Consider the following 17,792-nt stretch of genomic DNA (forward strand, 5'->3'; position numbering starts at 1 on the left):
AACTCCTCCAATACACGTTAATTATTTTTTCCCATATTTGTTATTATACCTTTTGCCTCTTTCACAGTACTACTTGGCCCACAAATATCAAATTTACCATTATATTTGTTATCTACTTCAGCTACTCTTATAAGTATTTCATTGAAGTTCTTTGATGTATTAAGCGTTCCAGTCACTTCACATTGCCCTGTTTTACTATTTTTAGCTTCTATAAAAGTGCTATATCCCGTAGTCTTAAAAACATTGTTCTTCGCCCATATTCTCTTTAGAATAACCTTCTCTTTAATACCATCTACTTCTACACTTCCAGTAAATTCATAATTCAAAGATAATTTCTTTTTTAATTCTCCAACAAGCTTAATTTCAGTTGATTTGTTAAATTCACTATTCTCATCATACATATATCCACCATAGTTTCTTTCAATGCTCACCGGTCTAAAATATATAACTGATATTAAAATCATACCAATAACTGCAATTGCTATTGAAGCTTTCAAAGCTGATCTATCCATATTTATCACCTCAGATTTTAATTGTTTTATTTAAAATATATTACTTTCTGCCTTAAGCTATACATAATATTATAAACTAAATTTTCTTATCACTTCCTTTTTTAAAATTTTATCACATTATTAATTTAATTTCTATTATTTTGTAAAAACATTGGAAATTTAGTTATAATTTAGATGCATTATACTCTGAATATTGGAGAAACTAATATTTCATTAAACTTTAGAAAGGTGGCAATATCCATGGCAAGAAAAGATTCAAAAAACTACAATTACACTACCCAAGAGCAAATTATGATTAAGAAAAATGATGATGCTAGATTACCAAAACGACTTGGCAGCGATGAAAAAATCCAGGCGGCTTCAAAAAGAAGTAAAATAGAATAATTCCTACTCGGTCCATCCTATTTAGTTTAGATAAAACAAGGCATCTATGATTATTGCCCATAGATGCCTTATTAATTCATACTTATTTAACTTTCCAAGTCGTTCCTTCCTTAGTATCAAAAAGTTCGATATTCATAGCTATAAATTCATTTCTTATCTCATCTGCTCTTGCCCAGTTTTTACTCTCTCTTGCGTCAGTTCTTTCAATTATAAGCTTATTTATAAGCTCTTCATCTACATTTGTATCTTCCTTTTCAATTGTCATAAGATCTAATGAGAATATTTTATCAAAATCTTCTATAAGTATAGCTTTTTCCTTATTATTAAGTTCACCATCTTTTAAAACATCAAAAAGTACAGTGAAAGCATTTGCTATATTTAAATCATCACTGATATATGATGAGAATTTTTCTTTGTATGCGTTAGTTTTCTCACCACTCGTTACATCATTTTGATTTATAGAGTTTAAAACAGTAGCAATTCTCTCTTTAAGTTTTTTGTAGCCATTCCTAGCGTCATTTAAACTGTCGAAACTAAACACTAACTGTTTTCTATATTTAGATTGAAGACAGAAATATCTATAATCAAGAGGACTATATCCTTCTTCTTCAAGTCTTGCTACAGTTAAAAAATTCCCAGTAGATTTTGACATTTTACCACTATCTAGTACTAAAAACTCTCCATGCATCCAGTATTTTACCCATTTATGTCCTAATACTCCTTCAGATTGAGCTACTTCATTAGTGTGATGTATCGCAATATGATCCACTCCACCACAGTGAATATCTAAACATTCACCAATATATTTAACAGACATTGCCGAGCATTCTAAATGCCAACCTGGAAACCCCTTGCCCCATGGTGACTCCCACTGCATAATTTGATTAGAAAACTTAGAGTTTGTAAACCATAGTACAAAATCAAGTGGGTTTTTCTTATTAGGATCTATTTCTATTCTACTTCCTGCTTTCAGTTCATCTATGCTAAGGTTTGCAAGCTTAGTATAGTCTTCAAATTTGTCAATTTCAAAATACACATTTCCATTAGATACATAAGTGTATCCTTTTTCTTCAAGTTTTTTTATAAAATCTATCATATCCTGTATATGATCTGTAGCTCTACATACAATAGTAGGTCTTTTTATATTAAGTTTTTTACAATCTTCAAAAAAAGCATCTTCATAAAACTTAGCAATTTCCCATACTGTTTTATGCTCACGGCTTGCACCTAATGCCATTTTATCTTCCCCTTCATCCCCATCCGATTGAAGGTGCCCTACGTCAGTTACATTCATTACATGTTTAACTTTATAATTAAAATACTCTAAGGATTTTTTAAGTACATCTTCAAAAATATATGTCCTTAAATTGCCTATATGTGCATAGTTGTACACTGTAGGTCCACAAGTATACATTCCCACCTTACCTTCTTTATAAGGTACAAACTCATCTTTATTTCTAGTCATAGTATTATAAACATTAAAACTCAATATATTCACTCCTTCTTAAATAGTACAAAAGTATCCAAAGCTTTCCGGAAACTCTTACTAATAATCTAATCTTTTCATTTAAAATATAAAAAGCTACAGGCATGCTGCAGCTTTAAACTTCAAAGTATAAACAAGCACAGATTTTCAAATACAAAAGTAACTCTAATTATTTAGAATCTTAAAACAATAACATATATATAAATTCTAACATAATAATAAGATAATGCAATAAATTATGTTAATAATCTTTTATTTGCTTCTAATTTATAAAATTTGCAGATACGTTATTTAAATTATTTATAATTCTTCAATTTCCTATAAAATAAAAGTAGCAGAGCATATAGACAAAAGTTTATATGCTCTGCTCTTTTTATTTTCTGTCAGCAGACTGTTTTTTTGTTGTAGCATTTTGATTTTTTGCAGATTCTCTAGTTATAGGAGTATCATAATTACTTTTAGCTAATCTAGAAAATTTATTGTCAGGTTGGCTATCTTTAGGCATAAAAACATCTCCTTTATTTATATTGCTATTTATATGTTTCGCTATTTTCAAAAAAAATATTCTACCTAATTATAATTGTAGAACCCATTCTCATAAATTTATTTCTTATAGAATCTAGAAAACAAAAACCAATCTAAAATATAGACTGGTTTTTAAAAGATCATTTATATATTTGATTTATCTTAATTAGAATGTGCCTTATAGTATCTCTTCATAATCAACATCAACAATAACACTATCATCATAATTAATATCAATGGAATCTGAAGTATCTTTATCACTACTAAACATATCAGCTTTCGCAGCAAAATTTTTCTTTGCACTTAATTTGTAGATGAAATTTTTAGTACCCTTTATTAGTTTAAAACTATACCATACTAAAGCTCCAAAAACTAAAATTGCAAATAAGGCTTTAATAACAAAGATAGCTATATAAGGTAATGTTATTAATAAAACAATAAATGTACCAATTGATAAAACTGATTTAAATAACTTTGAAATTATATTTCTGCCCTTTGTATATTCCATGATAATCCTAGCCTTCTTTCATTTCATAAGATTTATTTATTAAATATTAATCTAATTATAACATATAATTAGAATCTAATATTAGAGATTGCTTAAGAAAGTATTAATAAATTATTAATAATATTATTATTGCATTCCTCCATCTATTGTTATCACCTGTCCAGTAATATATTTTGAATTTTCACTAGCTAAAAAGGTTACAAGCATGCCAACATCTCGCACTTCTCCAAATTTCATCATAGGTATTTCATTAGTTAAAGATTTGCGTTCGCCATCAGTTAGCCAACCATTCATTTCTGTATCTATAACCCCTGGAGCTATTGCATTAACCCTAATATTAGATGGTGCAAGTTCCTTAGCTAGTGCCTTTGTAAAAGAGTTAATCGCACCCTTAGATGCTGAGTAAATCACTTCACAAGAGGCACCTACATTACCCCACATTGAAGATATATTTATTATGCTTCCACTTTTCTGTTTTATCATCTCTTTAACAGCACTGTGCGAACAATTAATTGTGCCTTTAAGATTTACATTTAAAATATTGTCCCATTCTTCTGGCATATCATCCATAAACAGCCCGAACTTTGAGATCCCTGCATTATTTATCAAAATATCTATTTTACCTAATTTTTCAACAGTAGTTTTTATCATACCCTTTGAAAATTCATAATCACTTACATCACCTTTAATTTTCAAGGCATAAGCTCCTAGCTCTCTAATTTCCTGCAAGGTTTTTTCAGCTGCTTCATCATTGCTTTTATAATTTATAACAACGCAAGCCCCAGCCTTAGCTAGCTCTATAGCAATACCTTTCCCAATTCCTCTAGATGCTCCTGTAACTATAGCTACTTTACCTTTTAAATTCATATATACCGCCCCTAACTTAAAATGTTTTCTTTTTTATTTATTATACCGCTAATTTACTAAATATTAAAACATCCCTTCATTTAATATCTTGTAAATAATTATCTATTCAATTATTCTTCTGTTCAGAATTCCAAAATTCAATCAACTTTTTTATGACTTCTACCTATTTAAATTTCACACAATTTATGTTACATTTTAGTTAGTTATAAAAAAATCCAAATTATTATACCTATTTACACAGTAGCATTTGATAAATGCAGTTGGAGGGAAAAATGGCTAATTTAAAAAGAAAATTTGGTGAAGGACCTATATATACGATAACTAATTATATATTTTGGTTTTTCTTGGGCAATCTGTACTTTCTACTTCTCAATATTCCACTACTTTTCATATTAATTGCACTCTTTTCTAATGGTTCAAATACAATTCCACAGGGGTTTATTTCTATTATCCTTATATGTTGTATCCCAATAGGCCCTGCCGCAACAGCTCTTCTTAGTGTTATGGGCAAACTTATCCGGGAAAAAGATATAAATATTACGAAAGATTTTTTTAAGGCTTATAAAGTTAACTTTTTCCAATCATTATTCTTTTGGTCTCTAGAAATAATTACACTATCTATACTATTTATTGACATCAAATTGGTTATTTCAAGTAGTTACCCAAAATTTTTAACTGTTTTTATTTTTATAGTTGTAGCTTTTATTTTTTCAATGAATCTTTATGTGTTCCCAATAATCTCAAGATTTTATTTAAGTACAAAAGATATTTTTAAAACTGCTGCCTACTATACCATTCGTAAATTTCATATTACAATTTTGAATTTAGCTAGTTTTTTGGTTGTAATACTCATATTTTTTAAAGTTTCTACCTTTATATTAGTATTTATATCAAGTATCATCTGTTATTTAATAATGTTCTATCAGCAAAAAATACTATTGGAAATTGAGTATAATCTTAAAAAAAATACTGAGAAAATTCAGGAAGAAGGCCAAAATGGATAAAACCATTAAATAATACTTCAAATCAGATAAAAAACAATATATCCTTGCAATACAGAGAGTAATCTTTTATATTAAATATAGGACATATATCTATTATAAATAATTTGAAATATCATAATAATTAAGATATATAACAAGGAGGAATTTACATTGAGTAAAATTGAACAATTAACCGTAGATACTATAAGGATTTTATCAGCTGAGGCAATAGAAAAAGCAAAATCTGGACATCCAGGGCTTCCGCTCGGAGCGGCACCCATGGCATATACATTATGGGCGAAGCATATGAAGCATAATCCTTGCAATTCAAAATGGCAGGATAGAGATAGATTTGTATTGTCAGCTGGGCATGGATCAATGCTAGAATATTCTCTACTTCATCTTTTTGGATATGGTCTAACTATTGAAGATTTAAAGAATTTTAGACAATTGGGAAGTTTAACACCCGGTCATCCTGAGTATGGTCATACAAATGGTGTTGAAGTTACCACAGGACCACTCGGACAAGGTATTGCTAATGCGGTAGGTATGGCAATAGCCGAAAGCCATCTTGCAGCAAAATTTAATACTAAAGAATATACTATTGTGGATCATTATACCTATGCTATATGTGGTGACGGATGTAATATGGAAGGAATCTCTGGAGAAGCAGCATCCCTGGCAGGTACCTTAGGACTTGGAAAACTTATTTTAATGTATGACTCAAATAGTATAACTATAGAAGGAAATACAGATATCGCCTTTAGAGAAGACGTAAGTAAACGATTTGATGCCTATGGATGGCAGGTTTTATATGTAGAAGATGGCAATGATATGGACGCAATAAGTAGTGCCATTGAAACTGCAAAACTTGAGTTAAATAAACCTACATTTATTAAAATTAAAACTATTATTGGATTCGGTTGTGCTAAAAAACAAGGTACTGCCTCAGCACATGGGGAACCACTAGGAGAATCTAATATAACTGAAATGAAAAAATGCCTAGGCTGGAACCTCGATCCATTTACAGTTCCCGATGAAGTAACTAATCATATGGAAAATGTAAAGTCAGATCTTAGGGAAAAAGAAGAAACTTGGAACACACTTTATGCGCAGTATAGTGAAAAAAATCCTGAACTTGCTAAGGAATATGAAGCATGGCAAAGCGGAGAACTTTCTGTTGATTTACTTAAGATCCAAGATATGTGGAAGTTTGAAGGCAAAGCAGCAACAAGAAACTCTTCTGGCGCAATAATAAATATATTAGCAAAACATGTACCAAACCTTATAGGTGGTTCAGCAGATCTTGCTCCTTCTAATAAAACCTATATGGAGGGCAAAGGTGATTTTTCTATGGAAGATAGAACTGGCACTAACCTTCATTTTGGAGTAAGAGAGCATGCAATGGCTGCTATTGCAAATGGAATATATGTTCATGGAGGTCTTAAACCCTTTGTTTCAACTTTCTTTGTATTTAGTGATTATATGAAGGGTGCAATGAGATTATCTTCCCTTATGAGTCTTCCAGTAATTTATGTTTTAACTCATGATAGTATAGCAGTTGGTGAAGATGGTCCAACTCATGAACCAATTGAACAGCTTGCAGCTTTGCGATCTCTACCAAACTTCAATGTCTTTAGACCAGCTGATTCAAGAGAAACAGCTGTTGGCTTTTATGCTGCAATGACTTCAAAAACAACTCCTACTGCATTAATACTAACAAGGCAGAATCTACCTTTGTATGAAGAAACCTCAATTGAAGCTTTAAAGGGTGCCTATGTCTTAAAAACCTATGAAGAAAAAGGTAGAAACCCTGATATAATTTTAATGGCTTCTGGTTCTGAAGTAGAATTTATTTATGAAGGAGCTAAGATATTAAATGACCGTGGTATCAAAGCTAGAGTAGTAAGTATGCCATCCTTAGATTTGTTTGATGCCCAATCAAAAGAGTACAGGGAATCTATATTACCATCAGACCTAAGATCCCGCTTGGCAGTTGAAGCCGCTTCTTCCTTTGGTTGGCATAAATATGTTGGAATAGACGGAGATGTAATCTCTATTGATAGATTTGGAGCTTCAGGTAAAGCCGACGATTTATTCAAAATATTCGGCTTTACAACAGAAAATGTTGTTAATAGAGCAATTAAATTGCTCCGTAAGTGATTTAATTAAGTTATAATTTTATTCTGAATAATTTTTTAAATCTTACACATAATATTATTAATAGTTATTAACTCACAGCTAGATAGATGAGCTCATCATTAATATAGATACAGCTAAAAGTTACTAACTACCATATGTATTAAATAAACTGTTTTAAATTTAGTTTTTAGCTGTAACTATTATTTAATGCAGTTTATTTAATATTGTATTTTAAAAGCATTTATAAATTATTAATATAAATATTTATTTAATTTAACATATAAAAATAAGCAAAATAATTATGCCATATAGAATTACTAATACCCCCATTAATTATTACATATGTTCCACCATCTTCTATTTCTAAAAAACTCTTTATTTATTAGCCCAATTATGATATTATGTAGTAAATTAGTTAAAAAGGAGGTTGATTATTATGTCATATAAAATTACTGATGCATGTGTAAGCTGTGGAGCTTGCGAACCTGAATGCCCAGTTAACGCTATAAGCCAAGGAGATTCACTATTTGTTATCGATGCTGATACTTGTATCGATTGTGGAGCTTGTGCAGGTGTTTGTCCTACAGGCGCTCCAGTTGAGGCTTAATTAGAACATAGATCTTATGATTAAGATACAAGCTACTGACTTTTGTCAGTAGCTTGTATCTTTTTATTCTGTTATATTATGAAACCCTTCCCCAGGGTTAGCATGTGCTATCAGATTTCTAAATTAAAAGCAGCTCCTATTCTACACATAGGGAGCTGCTTTTAATATTGTAATTTACTATTAAATCATCTCCTGCGGAGCCGCGACAGCTTCGCAGAAGATGCATTGATGACTTCAGAAGGAGATTTATACTCCCACTAAAGTTTTCTATTTGCTAGGGCAAATAACGTCTACTTATAGTAGGTACTCCCACTTATACAAATGGGAGACTTTCCTTCTGAAATGTCGTTAAAATTCAGCAGACCCAGTTGTTCTTGGGAATGGAATAACGTCTCTGATGTTGCTCATACCTGTAATATACATAATAGCTCTTTCAAATCCTAGTCCAAATCCAGCATGCTTAGTTCCGCCGTATTTCCTTAACTCTAAATACCACCAGTAATCTTCTTTATTAAGACCACATTCTTCCATTCTAGCTTCTAAAATATCTTGTCTTTCTTCTCTTTGGCTTCCACCGATAATTTCTCCTATTCCCGGTACAAGTAAGTCCATTGCTGCAACTGTCTTATTATCGTCATTTATTCTCATATAAAAAGATTTTATTTCCTTTGGATAATCCGTTACAAATAATGGTTTTTTAAACACTTCTTCTGTTAAATATCTTTCATGCTCAGTTTGAAGATCACAGCCCCAAGTTACCGGGTACTGGAATTCATTTCCTGATTTTTGTAGAATATCCACAGCCTCAGTATATGTTATCTGTCCAAACTCTGCGTTTACAACACCATTTAATCTTTCAATTAAACCTTTATCTACAAAACTATTGAAAAACTCCATCTCTTCTGGAGCGTTTTCCATAACATATTTTATTATATATTTCATCATGTCTTCTGCGAGTTTCATATCATCTTTTAAATCCGCAAATGCTATTTCAGGCTCTATCATCCAGAACTCAGCTGCATGTCTTCCTGTATTAGAATTTTCTGCTCTAAATGTTGGCCCAAAAGTATAAACATTTCTAAACGCTAAAGCAAAAGCCTCTGCTGCTAACTGTCCACTTACAGTTAAGCTAGTTTCTTTACCAAAAAAGTCTTGCGCGTAATCAACTTTTTTATCTTCGCCTAGCGGAATATTGCTAAAATCAAGGGTAGATATTCTAAACATTTCACCCGCACCTTCGCAATCACTACCAGTTATTATTGGTGTATGGGTATATACAAATCCTCTCTTTTGAAAAAACTCATGTATAGCAAAAGCAGTTAATGAACGCACCCTGAACACTGCTGAGAAAGCATTACTTCTTGGCCTTAAGTGTGCAATAGTTCTTAAATACTCAAAAGAATGTCTTTTCTTTTGCAATGGATAATCGGTATTTGACATCCCTTCTAAAACTATTTTAGTAGCTTTAATCTCAAATGGTTGCTTAGCTTCTGGCGTTACAATAAGTTTCCCTTCTATAGTCAAAGATGAACTTATAGGTAATTTAGCTATTTCAGCAAAATTTTCTAAGCCTTCCTCAAAAACTACCTGAATATTTTTGAAGAAGCTTCCATCATTAACTTCTATAAACCCGAACGCTTTAGAAGATCTTAAAGTTCTTATCCATCCAGAGATAGATACTACTTGATCTTCATATTTTTCTTTTTCTCTATAAATTTGTTTTACTAACAATTTTTCCATAAAATTGCCCTCCTTATAATTTTATATTTACCTTAATAATAAAAAAAGCCTTCCATCCCTTAATAATAAAGGGACGAAAGGCTATAATTTCGCTATGCCACCCAGTTTTGTCATATAATATGACCAATCTAATCAGTACAGAATTATATATTCGTTGATACGAGTTATACATTTGATACTGCCCAACAGTTAACGGATTGGAGCCGTCTAAGCCTACTACCTTAAAGATTTCGGTTAGAAACTCTGAGATGTTCTTCGATATAAACTTCGTATTGGTCTTTCACCATCACCAACTCGCTATTACTACCCTTTTATATCTACTCTTCTCTTCACAGTCTTTATATTTAAATATTAGTATATGTATCAATTATTTTTATATTCAATTAAAATTATAATATTTTTAATAATAAATGTCAAATATTTTTATAATAAAAATAGATGCCTAAAATGATTTTTCAATCATTTTAGGCATCCCTTAAGTTTTTCTCTTAATTATATATATTATAATTCTTTTAAACAAGCATATCTATTTAATCAAATTCTTCATCTTCATTTTCATCTTCAACTATCTCACCAATAACTTCATCTCTCTTTGCCGTTTCTCCAGTAACCTTATTTTCAAGAACAATGTTACATTTCACACATCCATCTTCTTCATTAATGAAAGTTTTTGCTACAACATCATCTTTTTCTAAAGATACACCCTGCGTAAGTTTCTCTGGGTGGTCAAATATAATAGGTTTACTATTTAATCTATCATCCATGTATAATCACTTCCTTTCTAAATTTAGTCTTTACATGAAGACTTCAAAATATACTTTGAAAATGTTGCCTATTATACTTGTATTTTATTTTGTAAATCCTTCTCCCGATACTTCTCTTACATCTGCAACAGTAATAAATGCGTTGGCATCAATTAATTTAACCATTTTTTGAAGAGGTACTATTTCATTTTTACCAACTACTATATATAGCACCTGTTTGGGTCCATTTGTATACATTCCAGTAGCATTTATTCCTGTTACACCTCTCTTTAAATCCTTCATTAATATTTCCGCTATTTCCTTAGAATTATTTGAAATAATAAATACCGCTTTAGAATAATTTATTCCTTCAAGTATACCATCTATAACCTTACTAACTATATAAGTAGATATTAGTGCATACATAGCTTTTTGAACACCAAATACAAAAGCACCTGTTAGTATTATAATCGAATCAATAGCTAATATAATTTTAGCTATTGGCATATTTTTTAAATAAACCTTTATGATGTTTGCAGCTAAATCAGTTCCTCCAGTACTAGCGGATGCTCTTAATACAAACCCTAAGCCTATACCAACAAATACTCCACCAAATATACTAACCAACAAAATATCGACCTGTGGCATCGGTATAAAGCTTGTATAAAACAACGCGAAAGATAGATATGCCGCAGCAAACAAGGATTTACCCACAAATTTTTTCCCCTTAAGTTTTCTAGCAATGATAAGCAATGGTATATTTATCACAATATTAGTAAACCATAGAGGCACTCCTATTCCGTAATGCTTTTCTGCAATATATTGAATAACAATGGCAATACCTGCTACTCCACCTGTTACTAATTTAAATTTTGCCAAAAACATATTTATGCCTGCTGCGAGTATTGTAGTCCCGATAATAATGTAAATATAATTTAAAACGTTCTCATTTTTAGTTTCTGTTCTCATTTAATCTATCCTACTTTCTACTTACTGCTTTATAATAATAAAGTATCACAATTATAAAATTATGTAAATAGAAATTATAGTTTTTAATTATTTTATAAGTTTTGCATCATAAATCCATCTAAATATAAAAAGCATCACATGTAATATTAATTTAGGGGGACTAAAAAATACTGCATGTGATGCTTTTTTATTTGGTTATTTAAATTATAGACATAAATGACTATTTCTATCCATATATATTAAAAATATTTTTTGTATATTATCTCTTGCCTAGGATGATTTATTTCAACTGCTTTTATGTTAATTTTTCTCATTATACTAGCAAATTCTTTAGTAATAGCTACTTCATCTCCGAAATGCATAGGTATAAGTAGTTTAGGCCTAATTTCTTTTGCAAAATATTCTCCGCCTATATAATAAAACTCTTGAAGTCTTGGATCTACAGGAAAAAAAGCTATGTCGATAGATTTTTCTTCTTTTAATTTCTCTATGTGAGTTTTAAATGAAGCCTCTGCTTCAGATCGCTCCTCTGAACTGTCCTCTTTCCAGTGCCACCAATTAAGATCTCCAGCATGAAAAATAGTTACCCCATCAACTTTTACTAAAAAAGATATTCCAATATCAGTTGAACCATAAGCTTTTACATAAACGTCTTTAAATAATTTTTCTTCACCTTCCTTTATAAATCTATAATTCGATTTATTTTTATCTATTTTTATATCATTACTAAGTATGTATTGTATATCACTATTATAATTTTCCCAATCCAAAATACAAGAATTAAAATGATCCTCGTGACTATGTGATGAAAACACATAAACATTTTTCATGTCTTTAATATTTTCAGATGATAACAATGCTGTCTGCTTATGGGCTTTATCATTTATTACAGGTTCTTTATAGTAATCAAATATTAAAAAATGATTTTTAGTTTTAATGGCAAACCCACTATGGTATATATAGTATATTTTTGTTTCTATTTCTCTCATATATTTTCACTCCTTCATAATTTTGTGATAGTAAACTCATATCATACATTCTATGCAAATATAAATATATTCCAAACCAGATATTTTTATTTTTAAACTCCTATGAATAAAATTTAAGTAAGCATATAATGATTCTATGGCATATGTGATATATTAATCAGTGTAGCGTGTGCTACACGATATATGAAAAGGTGGTTATATTAAATGAAGTTTTCTTTCGATCATAATAATATAAATGTATTGGATTTAGAAAAAAGCGTGGAATTTTATAAAAATGCTTTAGGATTTATAGAAACTAGGCGATTTCATCCATCAGATGGTAGTTTTACTCTTGTATTTTTAGGTGATGAAACAACTAATCATAAGTTAGAACTTACTTGTCTTAAGGACAGAACGCAATCATACAATTTAGGTGAAAATGAATTCCACCTTGCTGTAGTTACAGACGATTTTGATGAAGCCTACTCATACCATAAAAAAATGGGTTGTATTTGCTATGAAAATAAATCTATGGGAATATATTTCATTATAGATCCAGATGGTTACTGGACAGAGGTTATTCCTAGAAAATAGAAATAATAATATAAATTTAAATAGAAAGATGTTGCTATTTTTATTAGCAACATCTTTTTTTAATTTCCTTTAATAATTGTAAGTTTACCATCCACAATATCAACTATTGCACTACCGCCTGTGCAAAGGTCTCCAAACAGCACTTCATCTACAAAATAAGCCTTTATTTCTTTTTGGACCACTCTATTGATTTCTCTCGCGCCATAATCCTCGGAAAAACCCTTTTTACTTAACCAATCATATAAATTATCTGTAACCTTTAATTTTATATTTTTAGTTAAAAGTTTTTCTTCAAACTGTTTCATTGCCTTCTTAGCTATTTGAAGAGCCATAGCTTCATCAATTTTATTAAATACAATTATGTTATCCAATCTATTCCTAAATTCGGGTGAGAATACTCGCTCCACTTCTTTAGTAATTACTTGCCCAGACTCCATTTTGTCTCCAAACCCAATTATATGTTTGCCAGCCTCTCTCGCTCCTGCATTAGAAGTCATTATTAAAATCACATTTCTGAAATCCGCCTTTTTACCAGTATTATCTGTTAATGTTGCATAGTCCATAACCTGCAATAATACATTAAATATATCAGGGTGGGCTTTTTCAATCTCATCTAGAAGTAGCACGCAATAAGGATTTCTTTTAATAGCCTCAATTAACATTCCACCCTCTTCATAACCTACATATCCCGGTGGTGCACCGATAAGCCTTGCAACAGTATGTTTTTCCTGGTATTCACTCATATCAAATCTAATAAGTGGAATAGCTAAGCTACTCGACAATTGTTTACTTATTTCTGTTTTCCCAACCCCTGTAGGACCAACAAAGAGGAGCGACGCTATTGGCTTATCTTCTTCATTAAAACCTGCCCTAGATCGCTTTATAGATCTTACTAAAGTGTCTATAGCGTCTCTTTGCCCAAAAACTTGTTTCTTTAAATTAATATCTAGATTTTTCAGTATATCTATTTCATTATTTGATACACTTTGCTCTGGAATTTTTGCAATAGAAGCTACTATTTTTTCCACTGCACCCACCGTAATAAGAATAGTCTCTTCATTGTCTTCAGCATAAAGCCTTGCATAAGCACCTGCTTCATCCATAATATCTATAGCCTTATCTGGAAGAAATCTGTCCTTAATGTACTTGCTAGATAATTCTACTGCTATTTTTAAAGCTTCATCTTTGTATGTAACATTATGGTAAGTTTCGTATTTATCTTTTAACCCCATAAGAATATCGAAAGTATCCTCAACTGAAGGCTCTGGCACCTCAATTTTTTGAAATCTTCTAGCCAGTGCACTGTCTTTTTCAAAATGTTTCTTATATTCATCATAAGTAGTTGATCCAATAAATCTTACCTTACCATCTGCAAGAAAGGGTTTTAAAATATTAGAAGCATCCATAGATCCTCCAGAAACTGCACCTGCTCCAACTATAGTATGGATTTCATCTATATACACTATAGGTTTTTCTTCCTTACTAATTTCGCTTAACACTTTTTTGATACGTTCTTCAAAATCTCCTCTATACTTTGTACCTGCGAGAAGAGCACCCATATCCAAATAATATATTTTACTCCCTTGCAATAACTTTGGCACTTTATTTTCTACAATTAATTGTGCAAGACCTTCAGTAATAGCAGTCTTACCTACTCCAGGTTCCCCTACATGCACCGGATTATTTTTAAGCCTCCTGCATAATACCTGTAAGGTTCTTAGCAGAATATCTTGTCTCCCTATAAGAGGATCCATCTCTCCTTTGCCTGCTTGTTCTGTTAACTCTACAGTAAAGTTACTTAAAAAATTTTCCTTATCATTGGGATTTTCAATTTCCTCTTCATAGGTGTATTCTATATCTTCTTCATTGTCAGTAAATCTCACCGGCTCTTCTATCTCATTATCTGTTGTAGAATCAAAATCAAAAGTATCTACCACAGAGATACCATGAGCTATATAATTAAGAAGATCTCTTCTCTTCATTTGCTGTTTCCGCAAAAAATAAGAAGCAAAGCTTTCATCATCATCATACATGGCCACAATCACATCGCCTATCTTAACTATCTCTTTACCCGAAAGCATAACATGATCTGCAGCCGTTGATAGAATGGTTTGAATTCCAATTGTTTGGATCGGCTCTACATCTTCTACGATTTCTATATTATCCTTTAAAAATTTTGTTATTTGTTTTTTAAGTCTTTTAACATTCCCGCCACTATTCTCTACTATTTCAATTCCCTCTTCAAAAAATAAAGAAGCGTAAAGAATATGTTCTGGTGTAAAGTATTCATGATTTGACATTTGAGCTTCATTAAAAGCCGCAGTAATAATCTCATTTACTATATTATCTAATTGCATAATTACTCCTCTTCTAAGGTTAGTTTCAGTGGAAATCCACTTTCTTCACACATATCCATAGCTTGATCAATTTTTGTTATACCTACGTCATAGCTGTATATACCTGCAACGCCACTACCTTTTTTATGGACTTCAAACATGGTTTTTGTGGCTTCCACAACCTGTTTTTTAAAAACCCCAACTAAAACCTGCACAACAAACTCCATACTTGTATAATCATCATTGTGGATTATCACCATGTACTTACTAGGCTTCTTAATCTTCATTTCTATTTTTTCTTTAATGATAATTTCCTCATCGAAGGTCCTTTTTTCTGACATAATTAACAACCCCACTGTTTTTATTAAAATTTATGTTTAATAATCTAAAAAAATAACTATTCACATACTAGTCTATTTTATTTTCTATACCTTGCTCCAAGACTATTATATCCTACTTGTTTATATATTACTGCATTTACCTATATTATTTCAACTATTCTATACTTTTATATTTCATATCTAGCATTTAAAATATACTGATGTTTGAATGAACCATTTTTTTATTATTTACATAGTATGTAGAAGGTCATAAGACCTAAAAAAAAGGAGGAATTACTTTTGGAAAATAATCAAATTCTTCACCCTTGCGATAATTGTGGTGAAATTATTAGTTCAAAAACATTACCTTTAAGCAGTGGAATTAATATTACACCAGTTGGCATTAATGGCCCCCTAGTAGCTAAAATCCCTGTAGTTCTCGGCGAAAGAGAAATTCAAATAGATGTTGAAGCTGAGTTTAGATTGAACGAACCATTCTATGAAATTAAAAGAATAAAGAAAAATGTATATTTAACTCAATGCAAATTACTTCCAAGATCAGGAGTAATTGAAAATGGTGTTCTTAGATCCGGAAAATTATTTATAAGTGGATTTGTAAGGAAAAATATAGAATATGCAACCGCTGACTGCATCGAAGATAAAATTGTAAGTGGTAGAATAGCTCATACAACAATAGATGTCAAATTTACAACCGTAACAGAAGTTCAATATGTTGTACCACCAATAGTTAATGTTCGCAGAGCTCAAACTGAAATAGATTTATTAAGTAGTTGTGTGTGCCATGACGACTGCAAAGAAACTCTTATCGGAAAATCAGCATGTGAGCAATCTTTTGAAGATAATATAACTTTTACTGAAAGCCCATACTGTGAATTAGAAGGAGTAAGAATTTTTGAAGACGATATGAATACAGACCCTATATACCATAAAACTAATTCAAACGTACAACTTTACAATAAAGTAATTGAAAAAATGGTTGTTTATGTTAGAGTTAAAGTATTACAATTACAACAGGTAAATATACCATATGATGATCCAGTTAACCCCATTTGCACTACGAGTAAATATTCCGATTTCTGCGAGTAAATATTTCACTATAGACATTTAGATATAGCCGTTCTTCTAAAGAAGATATTTTCCTTTAGAAGCACGGTTATTTATATATTTAAAGTAACACTTTCTTTATTTTCTACATAGTATGTAGAAGGTCATAAGACCTGAAAAAAAAGGAGGAATTACTTTTGGAAAATAATCAAACTCTTCACCCTTGCGATAATTGTGGTGAAGTTATTAGTTCAAAAACATTACCTTTAAGCAGTGGAACTACTATCAGACCAGTTGGAATTAATGGCCCTCTAGTAGCTAAAATTCCTGTAGTTCTCGGCGAAAGGGAAATTCAAATAGATGTCGAGGCTGAGTTTAGATTGAACGAACCATTCTATGAAATTAAAAGAATAAAGAAAAATGTATATTTAACTCAATGCAAGTTACTTCCAAGATCAGGAGTAATTGAAAATGGCATTCTAAGATCTGGCAAATTATTTATAAGTGGATTTGTAAGAAAAAATATAGAATATGCTACTGCTGACTGTATCGACGATAAAATTGTAAGTGGTAGAATAGCTCATACAACCGTAGATGTCAAATTTACAACTGTAACAGAAGTTCAATATGTTGTACCACCAGTAGTTAACGTTCGGAGCGCTCAAACCGAAATAGATTTATTAAGTAGTTGTATGTGCCATGATGACTGCAAAGAAACTCTTATTGGAAAATCAGCATGTGAGCAATCTTTTGAAGATAATATAACTTTTACTGAAAGCCCATACTGTGAATTAGAAGGAGTAAGAATTTTTGAGGACGATATGAATACAGATCCTATGTACCATAAAACTAATTCAAATGTAAAACTTTATAATAAAGTAATTGAAAAAATGGTTGTATATGTTAGAGTTAAAGTATTACAATTGCAACAAGTGAATATTCCGCTATAGACATTTAGATATAACCGTTCTTCTAAAATAATATAATTCTTTAGAAGAACGGTTATTTATATATAATTAATATAATACGTATTCCATATTCAA

General features: G+C 30.8%; 18 protein-coding genes and 1 other annotated feature. Of the genes, 7 read left to right on the forward strand and 11 right to left on the reverse strand.

Translation table 11 applies throughout. The features are described from left to right. Positions 1-17: 17 nt before the first annotated feature. Entirely contained in the window at positions 18-512 is a 495-nt protein-coding gene (locus KTC94_RS07895; protein WP_220319905.1) for a hypothetical protein, read from the reverse strand. A 240-nt stretch (positions 513-752) separates the two neighbouring features. Between KTC94_RS07895 and KTC94_RS07900 the strand changes: the two genes are divergently transcribed. Further along, complete coding sequence (locus tag KTC94_RS07900) at positions 753-896, forward strand: hypothetical protein (RefSeq protein ID WP_165413030.1); 144 nt, start codon at positions 753-755, stop codon at positions 894-896. Positions 897-978: 82 nt separating this feature from the next. On the opposite strand, the gene cysS is transcribed toward KTC94_RS07900, so the two are convergent. The 4 genes from cysS to ymfI form a co-directional block, all read right to left on the reverse strand. Beyond that, entirely contained in the window at positions 979-2,385 is a 1,407-nt protein-coding gene (cysS, locus tag KTC94_RS07905) for a cysteine--tRNA ligase (RefSeq protein ID WP_220286465.1), read from the reverse strand. A gap of 370 nt (positions 2,386-2,755) precedes the next feature. Beyond that, positions 2,756-2,887, reverse strand: a complete 132-nt coding sequence (locus KTC94_RS07910) for a hypothetical protein (RefSeq protein ID WP_258280570.1) — start codon at positions 2,885-2,887, stop codon at positions 2,756-2,758. 198 nt (positions 2,888-3,085) lie between these two features. Next, a complete protein-coding gene (locus tag KTC94_RS07915) occupies positions 3,086-3,415 on the reverse strand; it encodes a hypothetical protein (protein WP_220319904.1) in 330 nt (109 codons plus the stop codon). A gap of 126 nt (positions 3,416-3,541) precedes the next feature. Then, a complete protein-coding gene (ymfI, locus tag KTC94_RS07920) occupies positions 3,542-4,282 on the reverse strand; it encodes an elongation factor P 5-aminopentanone reductase (protein WP_220319903.1) in 741 nt (246 codons plus the stop codon). A gap of 272 nt (positions 4,283-4,554) precedes the next feature. On the opposite strand from ymfI, the gene KTC94_RS07925 reads away from it, so the two are divergent. The 3 genes from KTC94_RS07925 to KTC94_RS07935 all read left to right on the forward strand — a co-directional run bounded on the left by KTC94_RS07925 (position 4,555) and on the right by KTC94_RS07935 (position 8,014). Then, positions 4,555-5,286: a YesL family protein gene (locus tag KTC94_RS07925; protein ID WP_220319902.1), complete on the forward strand. Its 732-nt coding sequence runs from the start codon at positions 4,555-4,557 to the stop codon at positions 5,284-5,286. A gap of 150 nt (positions 5,287-5,436) precedes the next feature. After that, entirely contained in the window at positions 5,437-7,428 is a 1,992-nt protein-coding gene (gene tkt, locus KTC94_RS07930) for a transketolase (RefSeq protein ID WP_220319901.1), read from the forward strand. Between the two features lie 415 nt (positions 7,429-7,843). Further along, complete coding sequence (locus tag KTC94_RS07935) at positions 7,844-8,014, forward strand: DUF362 domain-containing protein (protein WP_165414303.1); 171 nt, start codon at positions 7,844-7,846, stop codon at positions 8,012-8,014. 348 nt (positions 8,015-8,362) lie between these two features. Here KTC94_RS07935 and asnS read toward each other — a convergent pair whose 3' ends face one another. From asnS to KTC94_RS07955, 4 genes are all read right to left on the reverse strand, one after another. Next, positions 8,363-9,754 carry an asparagine--tRNA ligase gene (gene asnS, locus KTC94_RS07940; protein WP_220319900.1) on the reverse strand — a complete coding sequence of 464 codons (1,392 nt, stop codon included), beginning with the start codon at positions 9,752-9,754 and terminating at the stop codon, positions 8,363-8,365. Between the two features lie 66 nt (positions 9,755-9,820). Beyond that, positions 9,821-10,096, reverse strand: a binding site (T-box leader). A gap of 188 nt (positions 10,097-10,284) precedes the next feature. Next, positions 10,285-10,518, reverse strand: coding sequence for a hypothetical protein (locus KTC94_RS07945; protein ID WP_216302681.1), 234 nt, complete (start codon positions 10,516-10,518; stop codon positions 10,285-10,287). 84 nt (positions 10,519-10,602) lie between these two features. Further along, complete coding sequence (locus tag KTC94_RS07950; protein ID WP_220286467.1) at positions 10,603-11,466, reverse strand: YitT family protein; 864 nt, start codon at positions 11,464-11,466, stop codon at positions 10,603-10,605. Positions 11,467-11,705: 239 nt separating this feature from the next. Then, a complete protein-coding gene (locus KTC94_RS07955; RefSeq protein ID WP_216302679.1) occupies positions 11,706-12,455 on the reverse strand; it encodes an MBL fold metallo-hydrolase in 750 nt (249 codons plus the stop codon). A 204-nt stretch (positions 12,456-12,659) separates the two neighbouring features. On the opposite strand from KTC94_RS07955, the gene KTC94_RS07960 reads away from it, so the two are divergent. Next, entirely contained in the window at positions 12,660-13,028 is a 369-nt protein-coding gene (locus tag KTC94_RS07960; protein WP_216302678.1) for a VOC family protein, read from the forward strand. Between the two features lie 59 nt (positions 13,029-13,087). Here the strand turns inward: KTC94_RS07960 and clpA are convergent, their stop codons facing one another. Further along, a complete protein-coding gene (clpA, locus tag KTC94_RS07965; RefSeq protein WP_220319899.1) occupies positions 13,088-15,385 on the reverse strand; it encodes an ATP-dependent Clp protease ATP-binding subunit ClpA in 2,298 nt (765 codons plus the stop codon). 2 nt (positions 15,386-15,387) lie between these two features. Further along, positions 15,388-15,705 carry an ATP-dependent Clp protease adaptor ClpS gene (locus KTC94_RS07970; RefSeq protein WP_216302676.1) on the reverse strand — a complete coding sequence of 106 codons (318 nt, stop codon included), beginning with the start codon at positions 15,703-15,705 and terminating at the stop codon, positions 15,388-15,390. A gap of 279 nt (positions 15,706-15,984) precedes the next feature. On the opposite strand from KTC94_RS07970, the gene KTC94_RS07975 reads away from it, so the two are divergent. After that, positions 15,985-16,791 carry a CsxC family protein gene (locus tag KTC94_RS07975; protein ID WP_220286469.1) on the forward strand — a complete coding sequence of 269 codons (807 nt, stop codon included), beginning with the start codon at positions 15,985-15,987 and terminating at the stop codon, positions 16,789-16,791. Between the two features lie 155 nt (positions 16,792-16,946). Then, on the forward strand, positions 16,947-17,699 hold the full coding sequence (locus KTC94_RS07980) for a CsxC family protein (RefSeq protein WP_216302674.1): 753 nt from the start codon (positions 16,947-16,949) through the stop codon (positions 17,697-17,699). The last annotated feature ends 93 nt before the right edge of the window (positions 17,700-17,792 follow it).

The organism is Clostridium sp. CM028 (assembly GCF_030585565.1).
Classification (GTDB): domain Bacteria; phylum Bacillota; class Clostridia; order Clostridiales; family Clostridiaceae; genus Clostridium_AD; species Clostridium_AD estertheticum_B.

Excerpts from the sequence above, each read along its gene's own strand:
- KTC94_RS07895 (WP_220319905.1), bottom strand. The coding sequence starts at position 512 with ATGGATAGATCAGCTTTGAAAGCTTCAATAGCAATTGCAGTTATTGGT.
- KTC94_RS07900 (WP_165413030.1), top strand. The coding sequence starts at position 753 with ATGGCAAGAAAAGATTCAAAAAACTACAATTACACTACCCAAGAGCAA.
- KTC94_RS07910 (WP_258280570.1), bottom strand. The coding sequence starts at position 2,887 with ATGCCTAAAGATAGCCAACCTGACAATAAATTTTCTAGATTAGCTAAA.
- KTC94_RS07915 (WP_220319904.1), bottom strand. The coding sequence starts at position 3,415 with ATGGAATATACAAAGGGCAGAAATATAATTTCAAAGTTATTTAAATCA.
- ymfI (WP_220319903.1), bottom strand. The coding sequence starts at position 4,282 with ATGAATTTAAAAGGTAAAGTAGCTATAGTTACAGGAGCATCTAGAGGA.
- KTC94_RS07925 (WP_220319902.1), top strand. The coding sequence starts at position 4,555 with ATGGCTAATTTAAAAAGAAAATTTGGTGAAGGACCTATATATACGATA.
- KTC94_RS07935 (WP_165414303.1), top strand. The coding sequence starts at position 7,844 with ATGTCATATAAAATTACTGATGCATGTGTAAGCTGTGGAGCTTGCGAA.
- asnS (WP_220319900.1), bottom strand. The coding sequence starts at position 9,754 with ATGGAAAAATTGTTAGTAAAACAAATTTATAGAGAAAAAGAAAAATAT.
- KTC94_RS07945 (WP_216302681.1), bottom strand. The coding sequence starts at position 10,518 with ATGGATGATAGATTAAATAGTAAACCTATTATATTTGACCACCCAGAG.
- KTC94_RS07950 (WP_220286467.1), bottom strand. The coding sequence starts at position 11,466 with ATGAGAACAGAAACTAAAAATGAGAACGTTTTAAATTATATTTACATT.
- KTC94_RS07955 (WP_216302679.1), bottom strand. The coding sequence starts at position 12,455 with ATGAGAGAAATAGAAACAAAAATATACTATATATACCATAGTGGGTTT.
- KTC94_RS07960 (WP_216302678.1), top strand. The coding sequence starts at position 12,660 with ATGAAGTTTTCTTTCGATCATAATAATATAAATGTATTGGATTTAGAA.
- clpA (WP_220319899.1), bottom strand. The coding sequence starts at position 15,385 with ATGCAATTAGATAATATAGTAAATGAGATTATTACTGCGGCTTTTAAT.
- KTC94_RS07970 (WP_216302676.1), bottom strand. The coding sequence starts at position 15,705 with ATGTCAGAAAAAAGGACCTTCGATGAGGAAATTATCATTAAAGAAAAA.